This is a genomic window from Limosilactobacillus agrestimuris, assembly GCF_943193105.1.
Lineage (GTDB): Bacteria > Bacillota > Bacilli > Lactobacillales > Lactobacillaceae > Limosilactobacillus > Limosilactobacillus agrestimuris.
Genome location: NZ_CALPCW010000001.1, coordinates 167,043 through 190,735 on the forward strand (window position 1 = coordinate 167,043; position 23,693 = coordinate 190,735).

General features: G+C 41.0%; 18 protein-coding genes. 13 read left to right on the forward strand and 5 right to left on the reverse strand.

Translation table 11 applies throughout. The features are described 5' to 3' along the window. The first annotated feature begins 42 nt into the window (after positions 1 to 42). On the forward strand, positions 43 to 2,367 hold the full coding sequence (gene helD, locus NFR46_RS00780) for an RNA polymerase recycling motor HelD (RefSeq protein ID WP_251573975.1): 2,325 nt from the start codon (positions 43 to 45) through the stop codon (positions 2,365 to 2,367). Between the two features lie 195 nt (positions 2,368 to 2,562). Here helD and NFR46_RS00785 read toward each other — a convergent pair whose 3' ends face one another. Both NFR46_RS00785 and NFR46_RS00790 read right to left on the reverse strand, forming a co-directional pair. Beyond that, positions 2,563 to 3,459, reverse strand: a complete 897-nt coding sequence (locus NFR46_RS00785) for a DMT family transporter (protein WP_251573976.1) — start codon at positions 3,457 to 3,459, stop codon at positions 2,563 to 2,565. 79 nt (positions 3,460 to 3,538) lie between these two features. Continuing rightward, entirely contained in the window at positions 3,539 to 4,432 is an 894-nt protein-coding gene (locus NFR46_RS00790) for a DMT family transporter (protein ID WP_251573978.1), read from the reverse strand. Positions 4,433 to 4,837: 405 nt separating this feature from the next. Between NFR46_RS00790 and NFR46_RS00795 the strand changes: the two genes are divergently transcribed. The 7 genes from NFR46_RS00795 (at position 4,838) to NFR46_RS00825 (ending at position 13,246) form a co-directional block, all read left to right on the forward strand. Next, on the forward strand, positions 4,838 to 6,931 hold the full coding sequence (locus NFR46_RS00795; protein ID WP_251573979.1) for an LTA synthase family protein: 2,094 nt from the start codon (positions 4,838 to 4,840) through the stop codon (positions 6,929 to 6,931). Positions 6,932 to 7,110: 179 nt separating this feature from the next. Then, positions 7,111 to 8,034, forward strand: a complete 924-nt coding sequence (gene coaA, locus NFR46_RS00800) for a type I pantothenate kinase (RefSeq protein ID WP_251574177.1) — start codon at positions 7,111 to 7,113, stop codon at positions 8,032 to 8,034. A gap of 149 nt (positions 8,035 to 8,183) precedes the next feature. After that, complete coding sequence (guaA, locus tag NFR46_RS00805; RefSeq protein WP_251573981.1) at positions 8,184 to 9,737, forward strand: glutamine-hydrolyzing GMP synthase; 1,554 nt, start codon at positions 8,184 to 8,186, stop codon at positions 9,735 to 9,737. 830 nt (positions 9,738 to 10,567) lie between these two features. After that, positions 10,568 to 11,128 carry a plasmid mobilization relaxosome protein MobC gene (gene mobC / locus NFR46_RS00810; protein WP_251573983.1) on the forward strand — a complete coding sequence of 187 codons (561 nt, stop codon included), beginning with the start codon at positions 10,568 to 10,570 and terminating at the stop codon, positions 11,126 to 11,128. After that, on the forward strand, positions 11,094 to 12,311 hold the full coding sequence (locus NFR46_RS00815) for a relaxase/mobilization nuclease domain-containing protein (protein ID WP_251573985.1): 1,218 nt from the start codon (positions 11,094 to 11,096) through the stop codon (positions 12,309 to 12,311). Before mobC ends, NFR46_RS00815 begins: the two co-directional genes overlap by 35 nt. Continuing rightward, positions 12,211 to 12,954, forward strand: coding sequence for a hypothetical protein (locus NFR46_RS00820; protein WP_251573986.1), 744 nt, complete (start codon positions 12,211 to 12,213; stop codon positions 12,952 to 12,954). The genes NFR46_RS00815 and NFR46_RS00820 overlap by 101 nt, the downstream gene beginning before the upstream one ends. Then, positions 12,944 to 13,246: a hypothetical protein gene (locus NFR46_RS00825; protein WP_251573988.1), complete on the forward strand. Its 303-nt coding sequence runs from the start codon at positions 12,944 to 12,946 to the stop codon at positions 13,244 to 13,246. Before NFR46_RS00820 ends, NFR46_RS00825 begins: the two co-directional genes overlap by 11 nt. A 370-nt stretch (positions 13,247 to 13,616) precedes the next feature. On the opposite strand, the gene NFR46_RS00830 is transcribed toward NFR46_RS00825, so the two are convergent. Beyond that, positions 13,617 to 16,382 carry an LPXTG cell wall anchor domain-containing protein gene (locus tag NFR46_RS00830; protein WP_251573990.1) on the reverse strand — a complete coding sequence of 922 codons (2,766 nt, stop codon included), beginning with the start codon at positions 16,380 to 16,382 and terminating at the stop codon, positions 13,617 to 13,619. A gap of 208 nt (positions 16,383 to 16,590) precedes the next feature. Between NFR46_RS00830 and NFR46_RS00835 the strand changes: the two genes are divergently transcribed. After that, positions 16,591 to 16,908: a helix-turn-helix domain-containing protein gene (locus tag NFR46_RS00835; RefSeq protein ID WP_251573992.1), complete on the forward strand. Its 318-nt coding sequence runs from the start codon at positions 16,591 to 16,593 to the stop codon at positions 16,906 to 16,908. Between the two features lie 32 nt (positions 16,909 to 16,940). Here NFR46_RS00835 and NFR46_RS00840 read toward each other — a convergent pair whose 3' ends face one another. Together NFR46_RS00840 and NFR46_RS00845 are read right to left on the reverse strand one after the other, a co-directional pair. Further along, entirely contained in the window at positions 16,941 to 17,336 is a 396-nt protein-coding gene (locus tag NFR46_RS00840) for a hypothetical protein (protein WP_251573993.1), read from the reverse strand. 65 nt (positions 17,337 to 17,401) lie between these two features. Further along, a complete protein-coding gene (locus NFR46_RS00845) occupies positions 17,402 to 18,547 on the reverse strand; it encodes a hypothetical protein (protein WP_251573994.1) in 1,146 nt (381 codons plus the stop codon). A gap of 420 nt (positions 18,548 to 18,967) precedes the next feature. Here NFR46_RS00845 and NFR46_RS00850 point away from each other — a divergent pair, with 420 nt between their 5' ends. From NFR46_RS00850 to NFR46_RS00865, 4 genes are read left to right on the forward strand one after another with little or no spacing between them, the layout of a single operon-like run. Then, a complete protein-coding gene (locus NFR46_RS00850; RefSeq protein WP_251573995.1) occupies positions 18,968 to 21,613 on the forward strand; it encodes a hypothetical protein in 2,646 nt (881 codons plus the stop codon). Positions 21,614 to 21,631: 18 nt separating this feature from the next. Next, a complete protein-coding gene (locus tag NFR46_RS00855; protein WP_251573996.1) occupies positions 21,632 to 22,207 on the forward strand; it encodes a hypothetical protein in 576 nt (191 codons plus the stop codon). After that, the gene (locus NFR46_RS00860) at positions 22,188 to 22,397 is read left to right on the forward strand and encodes a DUF3173 domain-containing protein (RefSeq protein ID WP_251573997.1); all 210 of its coding nucleotides are present in this window, start codon (positions 22,188 to 22,190) and stop codon (positions 22,395 to 22,397) included. Before NFR46_RS00855 ends, NFR46_RS00860 begins: the two co-directional genes overlap by 20 nt. Beyond that, the gene (locus tag NFR46_RS00865) at positions 22,390 to 23,604 is read left to right on the forward strand and encodes a tyrosine-type recombinase/integrase (protein WP_420908566.1); all 1,215 of its coding nucleotides are present in this window, start codon (positions 22,390 to 22,392) and stop codon (positions 23,602 to 23,604) included. Before NFR46_RS00860 ends, NFR46_RS00865 begins: the two co-directional genes overlap by 8 nt. Positions 23,605 to 23,693: the final 89 nt, after the last annotated feature.

Below are 23,693 nucleotides of genomic sequence, written 5' to 3' on the forward strand. Positions count from 1 at the left end.
TCAGCCCGTTATCAATGATATAATAGTAAGACAATTCTACGAATGGAGGTAGAGAGTGTGACCGAACAGTCAGTACAAGAATTTGAACAACAACATCTAGATCATGTTATTGATAAGATCGAACAGGCTAAGGATAAGGCCGAAAAGAAGATCCAAACTGCCCGCACAGACATTAAAGGGATCAATAAGCAGATCGATGACATTCACCTAAACACCACGACCTATTCTGGGATGATGGATACGGCAATGTCGTTCCGCGCCCAGCAACAGATGTTAGATGAACGGCAAAATAGCTGGCAACACGCTGCCGATCACCTTTCAACTCTAAAGAGATTAGAGAAAAAGCCTTACTTTGCCCGGATTGATTTCCAAGAAAAGGGGGCAGAAAAGCCCGAAACCGTCTATATTGGGTTAGCGTCCTTTAGTGATCGACCAGATCATTTCTTGGTTTATGACTGGCGGGCACCGATCTCATCAATTTACTATGAAGGTAAATTAGGGGATGTCAGCTACGAGACTCCTGTTGGGACCCAAGAAGTTAACATGACTTTAAAGCGACAATTCCAGATTGAGGACGGGACAATCGTAACGATCTTTGATACTGATGAACAGGTTGGGGACCAAATGCTCTTGGAAGCCTTAGGAAACCACTCTAGTACCAAGATGAAGAGTATCGTAACCACGATTCAACGGACACAAAATGAGATTATCCGAGACACTAAAGATGATCTTCTCTTTGTTCAAGGGGCTGCTGGTTCTGGAAAGACTGCCGCGGTTTTGCAACGGGTTGCGTGGCTCTTATACCGTTACCGGGGAAATCTAAGTTCATCCCAAGTCGTCCTCTTTTCACCAAACCAACTTTTTAATGACTATATTGACCAAGTATTACCAGAACTTGGGGAACACAATATGGTTCAAATGACCTACTACCAATTTGCTAATCGGCGGGTGCCACGACTTCATGTCCAAACTTTGGCACAACGATTTGAGAGTAGTCAGGATCCCACGACTAAAAAGGCCGTTGCATTAACGACGAGTTTAGCTTACTTCAAGGCAACTGGCCGTTACGCTAAGCACCTTGGTAAGGCAAATATGCGTTTCCGTAACCTGATGTTCCGGGGAAAGGTCTTCATTAGTAAGGAAAAGATCAAAGAGATTTACTACTCATTTAATAATAATTACAATCTTGGAAACCGCCTCGATGGTACCAAAGAGGCATTGATTAAGTACCTGAACCACCGGATTAGCGTGGAAATGCGTAGTAAGTGGGTTGAAGAAGCTGTTCAAAACTTGAGTAAAGAGCAGATTGATGACATGATGGGCAACCAACCACGGGAGTTTGCTGATGAGGATCAACAATTCAAGTTCTTAGCTCGGCAGATTGTAATGCAAGCCCTCACACCTGTAAAACGGGTAATTGACCATAATTTGTGGTTGAACATCAATGCTCAATTCATCCACTTCCTTCGGGCAACACCGAAGCTTTTAGACTTAGATAAGTTTGGAATTACGGTTGATGAGTGGCAAGCCTATGTTGAAAGGACTAAAGAAGAGCTTAAACAGGGAAATATTAGTGCTAATGGGATCACCATTTACCTCTACCTCTACGATCTAATGACCGGGAGAAAGGGACAACGTGATATCCGCTACGTCTTTATTGATGAAGTTCAAGATTATGACGCGTATCAGCTCGCATACTTAAAGTTCCGGTTCCCTCATGCGCGGTTTACCCTTCTTGGTGACTTGAACCAGGCAATTTTTACTCATGAAAATAGTCGTTCATTATTACGGCAGTTAAGTACGATGTTTGATCCGGAAAAGACTAAGGTTGTTCAACTAACTAAGTCTTACCGGTCCACAAAGCAGATTACTGATTTTACAAAGCACCTGTTAACTAATGGTGAAGCAATTGAAGCGTTTGATCGTAATGGGGATCTGCCAACGGTAATTGAAGCTAATGATTACACTGCCGGAGTAGCTAGTGTCGTTAAAACACTAAAGAAGTACCAAAAAGAGCATGATGCGGTTGCAGTAATTGGTAAGACTCTTGAGGATTGCGAAAGACTCTATGATGAATTGAAGCGGCAAAACGTTAAGACAACCCTCATTCGGACTGAAAATCAGCGGTTAGTTGATGGGGTGATTATTGTCCCATCATACTTGGCAAAGGGATTGGAATTTGATGCTGTAATTGCATGGAATACTAACGCTAAGGAGTATTCAGATGATTCTGAACGGCAACTCCTCTACACCATCGCATCTCGGGCAATGCACTCCCTAACGATGGTTTCTGTTGGTGAAGTAACACTATTACTAAAGGATGTCCCAGAAGAATTGTATTCACTTGTAAAAGAAGCTGGAAATTAACCTTCTCGAGAGCCTGGTTGGCTAACCTAGAACGATGAATGATGATGAAATCATCAAAATCGTTCGTAGTTAGACTCTAAGGCTCTGGTTAATTTCCGCGATTAGACTCTATAAGTTCGGAGACTATTAGTGACAAAAAGAGAGTGAGAAAAAAACAAAATGTTTTTTCTCGCTCTCTTTTGCGATCTCAAAAAATTAATTTTCTGTTTTAAGTCTGACCTTTCTGAAATCAAGTTGCATGATCACATTAGCCATGATAATTAAGATTCCACCAAGAACTAAACGTGGTGAAAGTTGATCGTAGCCCAAAAGGACGGAAATGACAGTTGCAAAAAATGATTCACTCATCAAAATCAGACTTGCGGAAGTAGCATCCGTGTATTTTTGGGCTCGAATTTGAATTCCCCGTGCTGCAAAGGTAATTACAACGGCAACAATTAACAGAGGAAGAAGAGCTTGAAGCCAGTTGACATGGACAAGGGATGAGCGCTCCATTGTTAGTGCCAATGGAGTTCCACATATTACCTGAACCAAACCAATAAGGGTAATGATAATCCAGGGGCTCGAGGCACGACTGGCATACTTGCCGAAGATAATGATTTGGAATGCCCAGAAGAAGGCGGAAAGGAAAGTGATCAGGTCACCTGGCTGGAGCCCCCAATTACTTATCGTCATCCCGGTTAAGATTGCCATCCCGGCGAGTGATAAAGGGATGGCAAAGATGATTTTGAATTTTGGTCGTTCATGCCAAAAGAACCACAGGACGAGTGGGGTAAGGATGACATAAGTTACGGTGATAAAGGAACTCTTGGCTGGTGTTGTGTAGTGCAAACCAAGCGTCCGTAAATAGTAGCCACAGAAGTTGACCACTCCAACGATCAGGCCGACTTTGATATCAAAACGAGTGGCTTGGCGTAGTTGACGGTGGAATAAGGTAATGCCACCGATGACGCACATGGCACCGCGAACGGCATTGATGGTTCCTGACTGCATTCCCGCATTGACCACCATTTTATTGAAAATATAAGTACTTCCCCAGAGGACTGTTACAAAAACAAGGAGGAGGTTAGCGGTTGATTTGGAAAGCTTCATGAGCTTCCTCCTTTCGACATCCAGGGAATCCCTGGTAAAAAGATAGTTGCAGGGTATCAATTATATCAATAAAAAGCAACTAATTTGCTCGTTTAAGGAACGGGAGACGGTGAAGATCAGTCTGCATAATGGCATTGGCAAGAAGTAAGATTGCTCCACCAAGAATCAAGGAATGGGTCAACGTATCGTAACCAAGAATAACTGAAAGAACACTGGCAAAAAATGATTCAAGCATCAAGAGGAGGCCAGCAGATGTGGCGTCCGTATACTTTTGGGCGGTGATTTGGAGACCTTGGGCGATAAAGGTAACAAGAATTGCTAGTAAGGCAACCGGGATTAAGGCTTGAAGCCAGTGGATATGTGCAAAGGTTTGGGTTTCAGTCGCAAAGGAAACTCCCCAGCCAGCTGCGCCTTGAATTAATCCGATCATAAAGATGATTACCCAAGGACTAGAAGCTTTAGAAGCAATTTTGCCGAAGAAGATTAATTGAAGAGCCCAGAAAATCGACGAGATCAAGGTAAGAAGATCACCGTAATTAAGAGCTAGGCCACTAGCCGTAACATTAGTTAAAATGCCCATCCCAATTAAAGCCAACGGGATCACAAAGTAAGTTTTCCGTCGCGGCCGTTCATGCCAGAAGACCCACAAAAGGATTGGTGAAATGGCAACGTACATTGTAGTAATAAAGGCATTCTTCGATGGTGTAGTAAAACGAAGACCATCAGTTTGTAAGTAGTAGGCAATAAAGTTGGTGATTCCCATTAGTAGACCAGCTTTGAAATCAAAACAGGTCATTTTACGAATGCTCTTGCTGAAAACCACAAGACAGCCAACAACACACATCGTTCCCCGAACGGCATTAATCATTCCCGAATGCATTCCGGCATTGATTGCCATTCGCACAAAAATATAACTTGCACCCCAAAGAATGGCAACTGTTAATAGGAGTAAGTTTGCTTTCCGTTTTGACATTAAGAATTCTCCTCTCAATATTTTACCTATCTTAGTATAAATTGATTTGTTGCAAATACAACCAAAAATTAAGGATTTGAGGGATTTATTTGGAGCAAACCAGAAATTGATTCATCAAAGCCTATGCAAGGATGAGGAAATTCCTGGCTATTAACTAGTTGGTAAGAGAAGCTAGGCTACTGAAACTGAGTTGAAATGAGCTCGCCCCGACTGCACGCTCGAGCCTAACTACGCCTGATTCCGATGCAAGTCATCGTTCATCAGGCTAGGTTAGTCAACCGCGTGCTAATTCGTCGGGGCTCGCACTCTATTTATAAAGTTTTTTTGAAATAAGTTTTTAAAGGTTGCTCATGCGAAATTGTTGTAATATTGTAAGTATTGATATTTTTTAATGGAGGAACGATTATGAAAACAGCGTTGCAGAAGTTGTGGCATGGCTTGAATACCAAGCTAGGCTTTTTTCTGCTAGTAGTACTCCTATTTGGAATCAAGAGTTACTGGGCATATAGTACTGAGTTTAACTTAGGGGTTAAGGGAAGCGTTCAGCACTTTCTGTTAGCGTTTAATACTATTCCCAGTGCCTTAGTGTTTCTAGGGATCGCATTGTATTTTAGGGGACGACTATCGTACTGGTTAATGTTAATCATTAACGTTCTACTTTCGACGTGGTTGTTTGCAAATATCTTGTACTACCGTGAATTTTCCGATTTCATCACTTTCAATGTTATTAAAGGGTCAGGAGCAGCTTCTAATAATTTAGGGACTAGTATTTTAGGAATCATCCGTCCTGAAGACTTCCTGGTTTATGCTGATGTGGTGATTTTGGCCCTGATATTGCTATTCCATGTTATCCGGGTTGATATGCGGTACTTCAAGCTCCGTTATGCGATGACAATTACTGCTTTAGGCTTTGTCTTATTCGGTGTTAACTTGGGAATGGCGGAATCAAACCGTTCACAATTGTTGACCCGGACATTCGATAATAACTACATTGTTAAGTACCTTGGGTTGCAAGCATATACAATCTATGACGGGGTTAAGACGACCCATAATAGTGTGGTTAAGGCTAAGGCAAATAAGGAACAACTAAAACCAGTTCAAAAGTTCCTAAAGCAAAACTACGCTAAACCGAATATTGAGTATGAGGGGACAATGCGGGGGAAGAACATCTTTGTTATTCACCTGGAAAGTTTGCAGCAATTTATGATTGACTATAAGCAAAATGGTCAAGAAGTAATGCCAAACTTGAATAAGTTGTACCACTCATCAAATACTCTTGCATTTGATAACTTCTTCCACCAAGTTGGTCAGGGGAAGACAGCGGATGCTGAAATGATGCTGGAAAACTCATTATTTGGTTTACCAGAAGGTTCAGCAATGGTTACTGATGGAACCACTAACACTTTCCAATCAGCACCAGCATTGTTACACCAAAAGTTAGGTTATACTACTGCTTCGTTCCACGGTGATGTTCCTAGTTTCTGGAACCGGGATAATGCCTACAAGTCCTTTGGTTACCAGTACTTCTTTAGTAAGGGTTATTATCCAAAGGTTAGGGACCAAGAATTGGGTTACGGATTGAAGGATAAGATCTTCATGAAGGAATCAATGCACTATATCGAACAGTTGCCTCAACCGTTCTATGCTAAGCTGATTACGGTAACGAACCACTATCCATACATTATTGATAAGAAGAATACGTCAATTGAAGCTTGGAAGACTGGGGATGACACGGTTGATCACTATATTCAAACCGCCCATTACCTTGACCAATCAATTGGTGAATTCTTAGACTACCTTGATAAGTCTGGGTTACGGCAAAATAGTGTCCTTATTCTTTATGGTGATCACTATGGGATTTCAAATAACCACCGTCCTGCAATTGCTCAAATTTTGGGTAAGAAGAAGATTACTAATTATGACTTAGCGATGTTCCAAAAGGTACCATTTATGATTAATGCCCCAGGCCTTAAGGGTGGAATTGATCATACTTATGGTGGTGAAATTGACGTTCTGCCAACGCTGGAAGATCTATTAGGAATCAGCTCTGATAAGTACATTCAATTTGGTCAGGACCTTCTTTCTAAAGATCGTAACCAAATCGTACCGTTCCGAAACGGTGACTGGGTAACACCTAAGTATACGAAGTACAATGGTGATTACTACCACACCGCAACCGGAAAACAAATCAAGAACCCAACAGCAAAAGAACAGAAACAGATTGATAAGATTCAAAAGTATGTCACTACTGAACTAGGATTGGCTGATAAGGTAATGAATGGGGATCTTCTTCGTTTCTACAAGCTTTCAGGATTCAAGAAGGTTAATAAGAAAGATTATACTTACAACATGAAGAAGAGTCTGAAGAACCTCAAGAAGGATCAAAAGAAGCACAAGACAAGTGTGAAGGCCCAGAATGATAATCAAAGTACCTATGATGATTACTCAACTGACGCCCCTGAATTACAAGATTCCCAACCATCATTCCCTAGTAATTAAACGAAAGTCTTGTAGCTTAGGACAGACATAAAAACTAAAGAATGGATTGTTCAAATTAGGGATTCAAAGTCTGGCAAACCCACGCTTTGAATCCCTATTCGTTAAAAAAGTAAAAATAGTCCAAATATGGTATGATTGATGTTAATCGCTTACATTATATAATGAAGGAATCAGTAACTATGGATGAATGGATGAACTATGAGCGCTTTGAGCGTCAGCAATGGCATAACTTTTTTCCCACTGACACTGTTCGCTTGAGTCAAGAAAACCTAGATGATATTAAGTCGCTTAATGACCGAATCTCAATTGAAGATGTGCAGGATATTTACCTTCCCCTGATTAAACTATTGCAGTTGCGTTATCAGACACATTTGGAATGGCAGATGCAGAAGGCAAATTTCCTCCACCAAAAAATTGAGCGCGTACCTTATATTATCGGTATTGCTGGTTCGGTAGCCGTCGGTAAGAGCACAATTGCTCGTTTATTGAGTATCTTGCTAAATAAGCTATTACCAGACAAGCGGGTAGAGTTGATGACGACTGATGGTTTCCTCTTTCCTAATGCTGAGTTAAAGCGGCAAGGAATTTTAGATCGCAAGGGTTTTCCAGAATCATACGATATGGAAAAACTGCTCCAATTTATGAATGATGTTAAAGCCGGAAAGTCTGTAGTAAAGGCTCCTACTTACTCACACCAGGTTTATGATGTGATGCCTGATCAACCATTAGTAATAGATCATCCCGATATTCTTATTGTTGAAGGGATTAATACACTTCAGCTGCCATCAAATCAGCAAATTTACGTCAGTGATTATTTTGATACCTCAATTTACGTTGACGCTGATCCACAATTGATTGAAGAATGGTACTTACAACGGTTTGGGATGCTATTAAACTCTGCCTTTACGGATCCAGATAATTATTACTACTCATACAGTAAGGGTCCACGGGAGAAGGCTTTTAAAATGGCTAAAAAGGTTTGGCAAACGGTCGACCTTCCTAATTTGACGGAATATATTTTGCCAACCCGGAATCGGGCGAACATTATCCTTCACAAAACGAATAACCATGTTGTTGATCGAATTTACTTAAAACGAGGATAAATAAAGGACTCCTGTCACACTATCTATTGAATAGTATGCCAGGAGTTGTCTATTTTAAAAACGAACTAATAATGACCATTGACCATTAATCGTCTAGCTTGTAAACTATGATGTTAAGAATAAGAAAATCAGAAAAGGGAAGTGGCAACGTGGCAAAATTAAACTTGGATGCTTTCGACAAGATCATCGTGCTTGATTTCGGTAGTCAATATAATCAATTGATTACTCGGCGGTTACGTGACTTTGGAGTTTATTCCGAACTTCTATCGCATAAGATTACTGCTGATGAGATTAAGCAGATTAACCCTAAGGGGATTATTTTCTCTGGTGGTCCCAACAGTGTTTATGATCCAGATGCCTTTAAGGTTGATCCGGAGATCTTTAAGTTAGGTATTCCAATTTTAGGAATTTGTTATGGGATGCAATTAATGTCATACGACCTTGGCGGTAAGGTTGAAAAGGCCGATAATTCCGAATATGGTCGTGCCGATATTGAAGTCTTAAAAGATGATGCAGTATTGTTCAAGGGCTTGCCAAAGAAGCAATACGTTTGGATGAGTCATGGTGACTTAGTAACCAAGGCTCCTGAAGGCTTTGAAGTTACTGCAACCAGCAAGAACTGCCCAATTTCCGCAATTGCTGATAATCAGCGGAAGTTTTACGGGATCCAATTCCACGCTGAAGTGCGGAACTCCGAATACGGCTTAGACATTTTACGGCGGTTTGCCTTTGACGTTTGTGGCGCAAAGGATAACTGGACGATGGATGACTTTATCGATCTTCAGGTTGAACATATTCGTCAAGAAGTCGGTAATAAGAAAGTTATCCTAGGTCTTTCTGGTGGGGTTGATTCTAGTGTTACTGCTGTTTTGATCCACAAGGCAATTGGTGACCAATTAACTTGTATCTTTGTAGATCACGGATTACTGCGGAAGAACGAAGCGGATCAAGTCATGAAGGCGTTAAACAAGGATCTTGGTGTTAACATCATCAAGGTAGATGCTGCCGACCGCTTCCTTGGTAAGTTAAAGGGAGTTACCGATCCTGAAACCAAGCGGAAGATTATTGGTAAGAAATTTATTGAAGTCTTCAACGAAGAAGCAAAGAAGATTCCTGATGCAGACTTCCTTGCCCAAGGGACCTTGTACACCGATGTGATCGAATCCGGAACTGACACTGCCCAAACAATCAAGTCACACCACAATGTTGGGGGCTTGCCAAAGAAGCTCGGCTTTAAGCTGATCGAACCATTACGGAAGCTCTTTAAGGATGAAACCCGTGAATTGGGTGAAAAGCTTGGTATTCCGCACGAATTAGTTTGGCGACAACCATTCCCAGGTCCAGGGCTTGGGATCCGGGTTATTGGTGAAATTACTCCAGAAAAGCTGGAAATTGTCCGTGAATCAGACGCAATCTTGCGTGAAGAGATTAAGAAAGCTGGACTTGATGAAGAAATTTGGCAATACTTCACTGTCTTACCGGGAATTCGTTCAGTTGGTGTCATGGGTGATGGCCGGACATATGATTACGCCGTTGCCATCCGTGCCGTAACCTCAATTGATGGGATGACTGCTGACTTTGCGAAGATTCCATGGGATGTCCTACAAAAGATTTCCGTACGGATCGTTAATGAAGTAGATCACGTTAACCGGATCCTTTACGATGTCACGAGTAAACCACCTTCGACTATTGAATACGAATAATTCGGCTTTTGCGCTAGGAGAAGGAATACCGATATAACAGCATTTTGGGCTACTACGTCAATTCAAAAATAAGCAAAAATCGGGTTATTCCCTACCAAAAACCCTACCAAAATTCGTGGTAATTATTAATGCTTTTGTGACGAAATGTAATATATACATTGGGGTAAATAGGAGAGGCTAACATAGTCTTTCCTATTTTTTATAGCTGTTCCCTACCAAATGGTAACTTTAGTCTAGTAAACTGTTTCGATTAGCTATTTACTGCTAGCTGCAAGCTACTATTTAGCTGTTTTGCTTACTTTTAATAAAAGTAAATGACTTGCTATCTTGGTCAGTTCAAGATAGTGACTGTTGTCCTACTTATCGTCAGTGATAAGCTGGGCATTTTTTGTTTCTTCTTTGTTGCCACAAAAAGAAATGGCGGAATCCAAACGGGCCAGTCAGTTTGGGCGGTGTTGTTACTTATGACGAAAACATAAGTAAATCGCCTGGGGAATATCAAAAGTTGACCTTGAATGAAATCTCAAGGTACTCAACGCTTTGAATGGAACAGGTGATACAACGACGGGGTGCAGGGAGAGCGTGCAGGCTCCCCGCCAAGCAGTAGGAATGTAATACAAACTCGTTTGGTATTACAGCCTTAATTGCTTGCACGTCTAGTTAGTTTTGCATTATAATATAGCCAGAAAATGTGGAACGTACCAATATTTAATTGATACGTTCCAAAAACTAGACCCGACGATTTTAGAAATTTAGTCAGCCGTTGTCGCGAATACGCGAAGGCTGAAAATTTCTTTTTGCCGGGATGGCAAACATGAGGAGGTAACTGGATGATGAAGCCACTTAAAGATAAGCTAGTTCAAAGTCGTTTAGATGAAAATGAGTTGGCACGGTTCCGTGATGTAAAAAAATTTTTGGGTACTAAAACAAATTCGGAGACCGTTCGTCAGATGGTTGTTGATGAGATTTTTATTCGGCGTGTACAAGATGAATGGAAAGACGGTAATACCGATGAAGTCATGAAATGGGTACAGATAATGAACAATCTTGGACGCCCAGCAATGGCACAAGCATTGATGGGAATTACTGATTCTAAAAGCAAGGTGATGCTGTGTCGTGCTATGGATACCTACCAGGATATGCAAGATCAACTTGCTGGACTGATGTGGTCAGTTGCCAATATCAGCAACAATCTTAACCAAATTGCTCACGTGTTGAACACTGCTAAAAGCGAAGACCCAGCCGATGCCGATACTTGGAACTGGGTGAATAGCCGACTGTCTCAGCAGCAGACGTTAAATGACGATTTGAAGCAACAGCTACAACGGTTCAAACAGAAATACTTGGTGACTAAAGATGAGCGTTCTGGAAACTCACAGTTGTCAGCATAGTTATAACCGGTTAAAGTATATCTTCAACGAGCCAGCTCATTCTTATCAAAAGACCAGCCGCCGGGTTTTAGCAACAACTGGCTTTAATATCCGAATGCTTCATAACAGGAGTGGTCGCATCAGCACAACCCAAAGTGGCGCTTATCTGGAGCATCAGTTCAAGGATAATTTACAACGAGCCCATAATCCACAACGTCGGTATCAAGCACAATCCATCATTGTTTCATTTGACCCCAGCGAGTTTGATACTATCAACCTCCAACGACAATCCCAGCAAGCCTTGCAGTTAGTTCAACTCTATGTTCAGAAGCACTTTGCTGATGCACAGTCGGTTATTGCTATCCAAGCCGATGGCAGTGGCGGTAAACTCCACGCTCATATTCTTATCAATACCATTAAACCCAATGGTAAAACAGTCCCTACTAATCGCTTCAATATCCATAAAATCCGTAAAGATTTTGATCAAATGATGTATGACAATTATCAATATATTACCGGCCAACCATGGTCAGATCCCATACATAATAATCTTCAGTATCGTCAAGACCAAAATAACCTCACTAGCCGCTCAGCGTGGCAAGCATCGTTAAAGAAACTAATTAACCAATTAAAGCAAGAAGCTACTTCTATTAAAAGCTTTCTAGTCAAACTTAGTGACCATGGGGTAACCGTCACTGAACGACAACATAGTCAAGCCTGGACCTATCACCAGTACGTTAAAACTGAACACGGTACTAAAGAGCTGAAAGTCCGTGATTTCTACCAACGGGTGGATAAACGAACCGGAGAAGTTAAATCAACCCGTGGACTAGGTAAAGACTTTACCAAGTCGGCATTAGAACATTATTTTCAACCTAGTCAGCAAGATGAAACGGAGGAAGATAAGCATGACATTGATGAAACCAGTGAACTCGTCAAACTTAAAACCATGGCCGCCGATGCCCGATTCAGAGCACGACAAAAGCAATCTATCAATCAGCTCAACCGCCAGCGACTCCAAGCCGCCCAAGTTGAAGAACAAAAGCAAAGAGCTCAACGACAAACTAGAGAAAATCAACGCAAGCGTCGCGAAGAAAGGCGATTTGAAGAACTTAGCCGACAAAGACGACGTCGCCAAGCTGCACGCCGCCGTCAATCAGAACAACGAACAAGTCAAAAATCAACTGGCGGACCAGAGCTCTAAGGTCGTTAACGCAGTATCACAAGCGCGGGAAATTGGCTTTAATGATGGTTTGGGCAAGCGGGTTGACGCCTTATCTCAAAAGTACGATGGCTTAGAGACTAATATCAATCTAAGGGAAGCTAAGTTAGATAAGACCACTCAAAAGTATTTTGCTCAACTAGCAGACTTGAACCAGGTAGGACGTTACTTACAAAATTACACAGGAGTAGTTAATGACGACTTAGTTCCTGTCTTGCGGTCATTAATTTTAGCAGTTCAGAATGGGATTACTCACCATACCGAAGAGGTAATGCACGATGTTTATCAACAAATCCGGCAAGAAACTGGACTAACAGTTGACCAGATTGTCCAAAGAGCCCTAGCTCAAGAATTTGCTAAACAACGTCGTGATGCCCAAGAAGCGGCACTTGGCGCAAAGCTGAATGCCGAAGCGAGTAAAGAGAATGTTAATCAATTACTAGAAGTAGCTGATGCAGTTAAGGACTATTTAACTGTCCTAGTATTTGAGCTGATTTTCATGATGGCAGTTATACTGATTGTTCCAGGTTGGTGGAAAATCGGCATAGCGCTTGGATTAATAGCAGTTATTGATTTTGTGGATTATGAATTATTGAAAAAGGACGGAAAAACAGATGTCATTTGACGTAAACACATTATCAGACCAGCAAATTGATGCATTATTACACATGACTGTCAAAATTCCACGCTGGAGGTTGGAGAACACTCAAACTGAACGGGAACGAAAACGGATTCGTCGAGCTCAGCGGCATTTGAAAGAACTTGAGGAACAACGACAGGAACAAGAGCAACTCAAAAAGCGACGATTGGTAGGCTTGCGTAAAGCTAGGGCTGAACGTGAAGCGGAAGTCCGTCGTAAGAAGCAACAGCAAAATAAAAAGCCATCACATAGTAAAGATGGTGGCTTAGAACTGTAGCTAAAAAAACGCCTGATCCGAAGACAGGCGCTGAAACTATTACTTGAACAGTTTGTTGATTAGATGTTTAACGTGCTTATTAGGCACGATAATGATGAAGAGGAACCAATGTCCCATAGGAGTTCACCTCCTAGTGCACATGGTTTAAGTGGAGGCTATCCACCCGATGTGCGCTTCTTATTGTATCATACTTAAGATGTGATATAATGTAGTCATGATGATGAAGAGGCCGGTGTGCAAAATGGTATTGAGGTAGCTCCTCGATTACCGAACCGGTTGCGGGCGCTTAATAAGCGTCCTTTTTATTAGGAAAACAAAACCCGAGAGCTTTATTTACACTCTCGGGCTTTTTTATTTGATTACTATATGATTAATGTTGCTTTTTGTAAGCAAAGCCAAATGAGAACATAGCTGCCATAGCTAAGCCTGCAATTGCAAGAATATTATCATTTTCATTACCAGTTTGTGGCAATTGACCGTTGCGTAATGAAGAACGAGATGGAGTTACAGAAGCGGTTGCTGATGGAGTAGCAATCTTTTCACCACCAACCTTGCTACTATCATTTTCAATCTTCACCACATTCCCATTGGCATCGACGCTGTATCCAGCAATTACATGGCCGTTCGCGTCTACAACGTGACCGTTAACAATCTTCCAGCCACTTGGCAATCCGGCAATTGCAGCATCGACATGCAACTTGATTTGCTTAGTAACGGTGCTGCCGTCTGGGAATGTAACTAATACATCTTCGACGTAGTCGCGTGGTACTTGGCTGTCAGCTAAGGCCTTGGCGCTGTCCTTAAAGCTTACCTTGGTACCCGTAGGAATTGTGTCGCCTGGCATGGTAGCCATTTCGAGCATTAAGCCGTCCAGTTCGCTTTGGGTTGGGTCATCAGCCGTGGCGTTCTTCAAGGTTAAGCTTGGGAGTGCTTCCTTGGCGTACATCTTGGCATCGTTGACTTCCACCACGTTGCCATATACCTTGGCGTCCGTGATCAAGTTGGCCTTGGCTTGGGCTAACTTGGCGTTGGCTTTATCTAAGGCCTGCTTGAGATCGTTAATCTTAGCTTGAGCCTGCTTAGCTTCTGGCGCAAGCTTGGCAATTTGTGCTTGATCAGCCTTGATTTGAGCCTTGGCAACGTCTAAGTTGTGTTGCGCGTCCTTAACACTCTTGATGGCTTGTAACAAGGTTTGGTTGCCCTTGGTAACCCGATCTAATTCCGCGTTGGCCTTCTTGAGAGCATCTTGAGCCGTCTTGAGGGCACTTTGGGCTTGGTCGTTAGCCGTCTTAGCAGCCGTTAACTTTGCCTTGGCTTGGTCGGCCTTGGTTTGGGCTTGACTAACGGCTTGGTTAGCAGCTTTTAAGTTGGCCTTAGCTTGGGCTAAGTTTTGCTTAGCCTTGGTCAAGTTAGCTTGTAAAGTAGCTGGGTCCTTAGCTCCATTAGTCAATTGAGCGTAGCTAGCTTGCGCCTGTTGCAAGGCTTGAGCAGCTTGCGCTTGAACATTCTTAGCTTGCGCAAGGGCTGATTGAGCTTGGACCAAAGCTTGCTTGTCTTGGTTGACAGCGGCTTGGAGAGCGGTAGTGTTAGCAGATGCGTTGGAAACAGGCGTAGCATAGAAGATACTTAGATTACCTTCTTGGACTTGGACTGCAATGGCATTGTCATCATTTGAATCTGATAACAGATATCCAAAATTACTATCAGTATAGAGTTGCGTCAAGCCTTCGTAGGCACCGCGGTGTAAATTATCCATTGATTGCCAACCGTATGATGGACTGTCAACCCGATTATGACTGCCTAGCATATTCCCAAAGGCATTGGTAATATCTACTTGGGTGTTATCATTGATATTGAATTGCTTCAATAATTGTTGTTGTGCATCCCATTGTGCTTGAGACATTGGTGGCTCAACATTGTGGGTTTTGGTGAGATTGTATGCATTGTTAATAAGTTGCATATTTGTAGTCAATGGCTTTAAGCCCTTGCTTACCCGAATCGGATTGACTAATTCAAGTACATAGTTGGTTAAATTAATTGATGCATCTTTTTCAAGATAATTATGTTCATCAGTACTGGTTTGGGTAAATACATGTCGAAGATTTGGATCGGTTTGATAATAGTTCATGTCATTACGTCCGTACCAGTGGTTGGAGTCAACTGTGCTTAAGTCTAGGCCACGAAAATGAGTCATTGCAGGAACTTTACTATTACCATTAAGGTAGATAGCATTGCTGCTTGGGTTTTCGTTTGCATATTCTTGGTTGATACGGTTAAAGTTAGCGGACATGGTTTCATTAGTTGTTTGACTGCTATTATCACCATTTCCTGGAACATCAGTGCCGGCGTTGCTCAACTTAGTTTGATCGTTGTCTAACTTAGTCTTGGCGCTATTAAAGGCGCTTTGTTTGGTGTTGACGTCGTTGTCGGCGTTGGTCTTGGCGGTCTTAGCTTGGCTAACCTTGTTAGCCGCGTCATTGATGGCTTGGCCTTGATTGCTCAAAGCGTCCACGTTTTGTTGGGCGGTAGTCAAGTTAGCTTGCGCATTGTTAACGGACTTGGTAGCGGCTTGTTGGATTCCTTGCGCCTTTTGCAAGTCAGCATTAGCTTGGTCACTAGCCTTTTGAGCGTTGCTCAAATCAGTTTGTGCTTGATTAGCCTTGGCCTGTGCACTGTCAGCGTTAGCCTGTGCCGTTTGGGCTTGGTGTTGTGCGTTGGTAACACTGTTAACGTCAATGCCTTGTTGCTTAGCAGTTGTTTCAACTTTTTGTTCGAGTTGGGTCGCCTGGTTGACGTTAGCTTGGGCCTTATCTTGTAAGGCTTGGTCGTGCGTCAATTGAGCTTGTGCGTCGCTAGCCGCCTTGATAGCATCGGAAGCTTGGTTGTAGTTACTTTGCGCTTGCTTTTGCGCTTCGTTAGCCTTTGCATAGTTGGCCCGGCTTTGGTCTTGGGCCTGCTTCAAACTCGAAACGGATTGGTTTTGGGTCTGTTGCGAAGCGGCTGGCTGTTGATCATTGGCTGGTGTGGTAGCATCCGCATGTGCCGTGTTAGTTGCCACAGCCCCCGCAGCCACCGTTGCCGCAGTGGCTAATGTGATCTTGGAAACCTTTTTAACAATAGCTTTATTATTAGACATATATACGTCCTCTCCTTCGTGTATTTAATAGCCATTAAAGTACAAATGAGTGTACATAATCATTATAGTATTGTTTCTATTTAAATAATAGTGAAAATAAAAACACTAATATTTTAACTATATCATTTTGCTAAATTGTAATAACATGCCGTTATAAAATTCACCTTTATACATTAATTTGTAGTTAAAAAATGATTAGGTGATTTTTATGTCAATCGGAGATAATATAAAACGGTACCGGAATGCGGCAGGGTTAACACAACAAGGCCTGGCTGAAAAAGCGGGGTTATCAATTAATTTTGTTTCTCGTGTTGAGTGGTCAGATAATCAAAACATCAGTTTGAAAAATCTAACTAAATTAGCTCAAGCCCTCAGTGTTCCATTAACAAGTTTAGTCAAAAGTGATGATGTGAAAGACAACCCGAACATCGAAAAACTAGTTTCCTTACTATATAGTCTAGAAGGCAAGCAGGCCGATATTTTAAGTCAGTCTTTCGTAAGAATAATTAATTCGTTTAATAAATAAAGACCCGTCAAATTTGCGGGTCTTCTTTTTATTTAATCATTCATTAATATATGTAGGGCCTTATCTACAGCCTTTTCCAATACATATACCCGAACTAAGACGTCTAGTTGCTCGGGACTACAATCTGTTACATTTGAATCAGGACAAATAGTAGTGATAGCTTCTTGTATTAATTTCCAATTACCATAAAGGCAGCGTTCAGCTTTTAGCTCATTACATGAATAAGAACCAGACCCGTTACCGGTTATACTATCCTCAGCATCCAGTAATTCCGTGATCGAGCTGATTAACGCATCTCTGTCGTGATTGCTTAATTTAATTAGCGTGCTTAAATCCAGATTACCTTTAATATAGCTGACCACATCTTTAGTTTCTTCATCTAAATAGTTATATATCTTTATGTTTTCTACATCATAATGTGAATCCATAGTAATGCCTCCGTTTCGTTTGGTACGAAGACAAAAAAGGCCACGCTTGCGTGGCATGAAGATTCTTAAATTAATGAACTAGGGTCAATATCCGGATTACTTTCCATAACGGTTTTGAGTCGCGGTATGAAGTTTAGATCTGAAATAAATTTGTAGGTGTTTTTTTGATTGTAAAATAGATGTTTTGGTATGCCCAACAGTCCATGATTATCCACTAGGTTCAGAAATGATATTTTACAAATTCGATGGTATTCAAAAGTGATTTTTACTTTATCATCATCTATTGGGAATTCCTCAAAAGATGTGATTTCACAGATATAGGCGAATGATGGAATGGCTGGGTTGATTTCTTTTAATTGTCTCATGACTTTAATATAGTTACCGTCTTCATCTGTTAAATAATTGCCGTTTTTATCTGCGTAAACTTCCTCGCCATCTTTATTTGTAATAATTTGGCAGCTTTTACTATCGGTGATGTAGTTTGGAAATTCATAGTCGCTGAATTGACCAAAGGGTGACTCTCTAGATTTATCTTCGTGCGTGTATATGAAGTGGAAAATGATTATGCCGGCGTGCATAAAATTTTCTTTCTGGGATTCCCATTGGCTTTTAGAGATGATAAAACTATCATTTGTGTTTTGAGCAGGGTTTTGATGGGTCACAAGTACTGAAAAATGCTGTTTGAAGAAATTATCATGAAATCTTTTGCTGAAAATTGAAACCACAAGTTTATATTGATTTGAAGGCCTTTTGAGGCCTTTTTTAATTGATTTACTTACTGGAGAGTTTATAGAAGTTGAAGAAAGTTTTGAAGAATTTCCCCAAGCATCGGCATCGGCAATAACCCTCTTTAATTGCTCAAATAAAATATCGGCAACACCACCAGGATAAATTTTTTTGTCGAAGCCTTGCTCTAAAAGGGCGTCTCTTAATTTGGCCCGGCTGATATTAGATATTTTTTGAATATTTTGCTTGAATTTATCCTTGTCAAATTGTCCTTGTATCTTATTAGCAATGTGTTGAATATTTTCTCCACGAGCATATCTACTTGCGGTAGCTCGTGAAATTTTAAGATCATCCTCAGGAACCTTTTCAGTATTAGTTATCCAAGTTAAAAGGTTATTTATTACTTCAAATTGTGTAAATGGAGTGTTGTCCTTAAATATTTTGACAATTTGAGCAAAAGTTAATTTAGGCATTTGCTTACTCATTACTACTCTCCCCCCCTTTAAAGATGAAAATAGCTGCAATTAGGTGAATTTCACTGAAACGGTTTATGGATTAATTAGGTGTAAAACTAATGACGATGGCTGATGTCATACGCACATCCATCATCATTGTACCTTTTGGAAAAGATTTTAGGAAGAAGGCTTGGATAGTGGTCACTTAAAAAAAGATCAGAAAGAAGAATATCACATTGCTAACGGCGTTTACAACGCCGTCACTGCCGCTCCGTCAAGCAGCCCCAAACGAATTAGTTTGGAAAGAGGTTAAAACACCATTATAATGGGTAATTTTATTCTTGATGGCGTGGCGTTCCAAGACTAGAAAGGCAAGCGGATTAAAGTGTATTGCTGATTTGATAGGGCTTATTACCACTTGCCGAATTAATAAGGAAGGAAGTTTTAGCTGTGACAAAAAAGGCAACAATTAATCAAAATTTAGATAAGAAGCGGAAGGCCGCTGAACAGATGTTAGCACGTATGAAGCACTCAAGTGTGCCTTTACATAAGGCAATTGTGGATGTGCTTACCCAGCTACCACTGTCGCAGAGTGATGGCGCAATTAATGTTACGAATGTTAAAGTCGCCTGGCATTACAAGCAGATTGTTGATGATTTAGCGGAATCTTCACGCCGGTGGGCGATCAGTAAACACTACATTTACGATATGTGTCTACCGCGAATTGTTGACGTCAATAATCCAGAATATTCGCCGGTGTACCAGCGATATGCTGGTGATTTACCCGGCGACCAGTTTGGTGAATTGGAACAAGAGATTTTTCTCAAGACTGACTCGAAAAATACTACTGGGAAACTTGTTAAACGCCGTGAACGGTTAACTGGCGATTCCCGGTTGCAAAACATTAGTAATTTTGGTAGCGCGTGGAATAGTACTGGCGAGCTGGTTAAGAGAGACCAAGAAGGCAAACCTGTTTTGGATGGCTACGCTGGTGTTCAGGCTAAACACATTGAGAAGATTGTTCATGATGAGTTGAGACACACCCATCGCGACCGTCACATCCAAGCTTTCATGATCGCGCATACGCGGGACCGCGAAGAGGTTGGGTGGACAAGTGAACCCCGGTTGAAAGAATCTCACATCCATGCTGTCATTGCTCTTTCAGCACAGAAGAGTCGTTACCAGATGATGAAGCTGATGGGGTACAACTTTGACGATATTACTGAAACATTTTCTTGGATTAAAGGTCACAGTAGTAGCGCTAAGAACATGAGTCAACGAGCAGAAGCATTCCTTAGCACGTTAAGTGGGGCTATTAAAAATTACACAGTCCCTGTTGACTACGGTGCGTCGCTACGTTACCTGGTTCACCAGAGCAAAGCAGCCGTTCATGACCCACGAAAGGCTACTTACTCATCAACGGAAGTCATCTCATGGTTACCTGATGATGAAGGGCGAACTTACGACAGTATTGCTGACGTTTACGATAATGAGGCGGTAGCTGATAACTCTAAGAGTCAAGTGTTGTATCATCTTGAGCATTCTGCATACTGCCGGGCTCATCACATTTTAGAAAAGTACGTTGGTGATCACTTAGGTGAAAAGGCCTTGACAGTAAGTCAAGTTGTGGCTTTTCGTCGACTTGGGAAAAAAGAACCTCGTAAGTTCATTTTTACTAAAAAGTCCAAACAACTGATTTTAAACACCTTAATTTTATGGATTAGGTCTAAGAAAATTGAGTTTAGTGACAGTCAGATGTTGATTCACGCTGCATTTGATGATAATGACGCTGATGCACTTCTATCAGATAAGGATTTTGTGGATCGGCTAACGCGAATTTTACAGACCGAGGAGCAAGCAATCATGTCTGATCCAGCCGCAGTGAGAAGCATGACAACTTACTGTGTTTTTGCCGCACAAGGTGGAATTGGAAAAACACGATTAGCCAACACAATGGCCCTTTTAATGGATAAATATCGTAAGCCATTTCAAGTGGTGACACGGAATAGGCAAATTACCTTTGATCCTTTTCAAAATTATGAAAGTGAAACGTCGGTGATCATGGATGAACTGAGTCCGGCAAGCTTCGGGTGGTCACAGCTTAAGGACTTGTTGGATCCTTACAAAATACCGTACATTGGATCGCGTTTCCACAACAAGTCGCCTTGGAATCTCAAGCACACTTTCATCACCAATGTGTTTGAACATGGTATTTCTGACTACGTGACGGGCGTTTTGAGGTATGCCGAAGGGGTGTCGAGTCTTGGGTACCTTCGCAAAGATGATGGTGACTGGAATTTAGTTACTGGTGATATAGAAGCTGGCAAGCATTATGTATCCCAGTTAAGTCAGATTTTAAGACGATTACCCTTTGTCATTACTTTAGCTCCAACCGCAAATGGAGCAGGAACGTCTATTAAAGTTTCAATCATTAATTTTAAACCGTCGGGTCTGCATGTAGACCACTATGACTATGTTCATACAAAAGATAGTGTTCATGTTTTTCGGACAGTGATTAATGATGATTTAAGTGAAGCCGCGATGGAAAAAATTGCTAAAAAAGTTATCGCAATGATTTCTAAGTTGAAATCCCAAACTAAACTGGCGTTTCAACAGCATCCAGGACAGTTACTTGATGAAATTGAGGGATTTATACCTGATCATTGTAACTTCCTGGTTCAGTACAACGGTAATCATGACCCAGTACTAGAAACGGTCAGTACTGCACTTGTTCATACCATGTTTGGTAATAATGAAATTGCTGCACCTAGCCAGAATTTAATTACTATTTTAGGGCGAACCAAGTTATTTTTGTGGCCTGGTACTGATAAGGATAAGGCGCATGTCGAACCATCATTAAATCAGCTGGACGCTTTACTTAAAGGGTACGAAGTTCCTATTGAAAAGGTTGGCTTTGATGAAATCAAAACGGTGCGTCTGACTCCGGAAGCAATGAAACTGGTGAATGCCGGTCAAACAGCGGCAATTTGGAAGGAGCTTAACAAGGCTTCAACGTCAAATGCTACGAGCATTAGTAGTCAGTATTTTGCAATTCAAACTAATGAAAACATTGCCGCTTTTAAAGTTGAACAATAAAGAAAGGGGTTGATATTGTTGGAAGCTAAGTTGCAATTTATTGGGACTTTCTGTGGTGTTGGGCTAGGTCAAGATAATTTTCGGCAACTCCTAGTCCCAAAGATTTTTTTAAGTAACCTTAAGTGGCACGTGGTTAATAGGGTATTTGTAGCTAGTGAGTTTGAATTAGACTATAGTGAAAGCTTTGTATCACTAGGTCAATTAATTCCCGGTGAACGCATTAGTTTTGAAGCTGATATGCGTTGGAAATCAGGGAAATATGAGCTATGCAACTTAATGAATATTAGGTTCATTTACTCATCTGGTGATCGGCGTTATCCATTACCAAAAAACAGGGTGGCTTTAATTGGTTATGTAATGGAGGTTAATAAAAACTATTACCTTAGCCATGACATGTTCTTTGATCAGAGATATGTTGATATTTATGATGCTTGGTGTGATAGCTTAGCATATAAAAAAGACTTTGCCGCCCGCCAAAGCAATGCAAAGTCCTCAACAACGAAATTCTCAAACCAAAATCGTCATTACCATGATTATTACACGATTTCACCTGAAAAGGAAGGAGGTCGTCGTAATGGCAAAGCAAACGGCTAATTATAAGGATTTGATGGCTGTTGGGTTTAAGGAGCACCAAGCTCGGGAAATTATTCATCAAGCTAAGATTAATCTTGTTAATGATGGGTTAGCTCTTTATAATGGAAAACGAATTGGGGTTGTTCCTGCTTATGCTGTTGAAAAAATTATTGGTTTTCCTTTATTTGGAGGTACCGATAATAATGGCTAATACTAAGACTCGGTACCCCAATGTATATGTCGACAAGAATGGGCATTTTTACTATCAGTTAGAGTTAGGACATGATAACTTAACGGGGAAGCGGATCCAGAAAAAGGGACGACGTGATGTCCATCATCATAAGTTTACATCAGCACATGATGCGTATAAGGAAGCACTTCGCATCAAAAATGAGTATCAGGCACGAAACGGTTTTTCCAATTACAGCTTAAGCTATAGTGATTTCTTAGATGATTTCTATATTCCATCGTATGAATCAGATGTTGAGAATAGTACGTTTAAGAGCCGTCAGAGTACTTTCAAGCACTTGAAGAAATGGTTTGGTGATGAGAAATTGAGAGAAATAAGGCCACTTGATTGTGAAAAGTTCCGAGTATATTTATTAGGAAAGAGTGGCTATTCTCAAGGCTTTGCTAGCATGGTTTACTGCTTATTTCGTAACACATTAGACTATGCTGTTCGGATGGATTTCCTAGTTAATAATCCTTCTCGCAAGACTAAGGCGATTAATAAAGGGAAGACCATGGTTGATTATTGGACTAAGGCTGAATTTGAGAAAGTCTTATCAGTGATTTATACCAAAGATTATTATCAACATATGTGTTTTGTGATTTTGTATCTTTACTTTACCTGCGGAATGCGGGTTAGTGAAGGTTTAGCTTTAACTTATGATGATGTTGACTTTAAGCGGCATCGTTTGAAAATTCATAAGACGCTTGAAATGAAGAACAAGCATGACTATGTAATCAAACCTTATACTAAGACCATTAATGGAATCCGAACTATTTCATTAGATAATGATACAATTCGTGTCTTAAAGGATTGGCGAAAAGATCAAGAGAAGCACGGAGTTCATAACTTTATTATGTCGTATGATGATACGCCGATGAGTAGAACAACAATTCCATTGATAGTGAAACGCTTTGCTAAACTAGCTGGTGTAAAACCGATTCAAGCAAAGGGATTACGTCATAGTCACGTTAGTTACCTTATCAACGAATTTAATGCTGATGTATTAACAGTATCACGTCGGCTAGGTCATTCAAGCCCGGAGATTACATTAAAATATTATGCTCATCTTTGGCCACGGAATGATGAAACAATTGCGGATGAAATGGAAGGTAATATTAAGTTTCAACCAGCGAAAGAGAATCGATTACGATTCACAGGCAATCAAAATATTCATTCTACGAAATAAGGTTCCCTACCAAAACCCTACCAAAATAAATAATAATGCTTTGAAATAGCGTCATTATAGGGCCGGTTGCGGGCATCATCATTTGAATA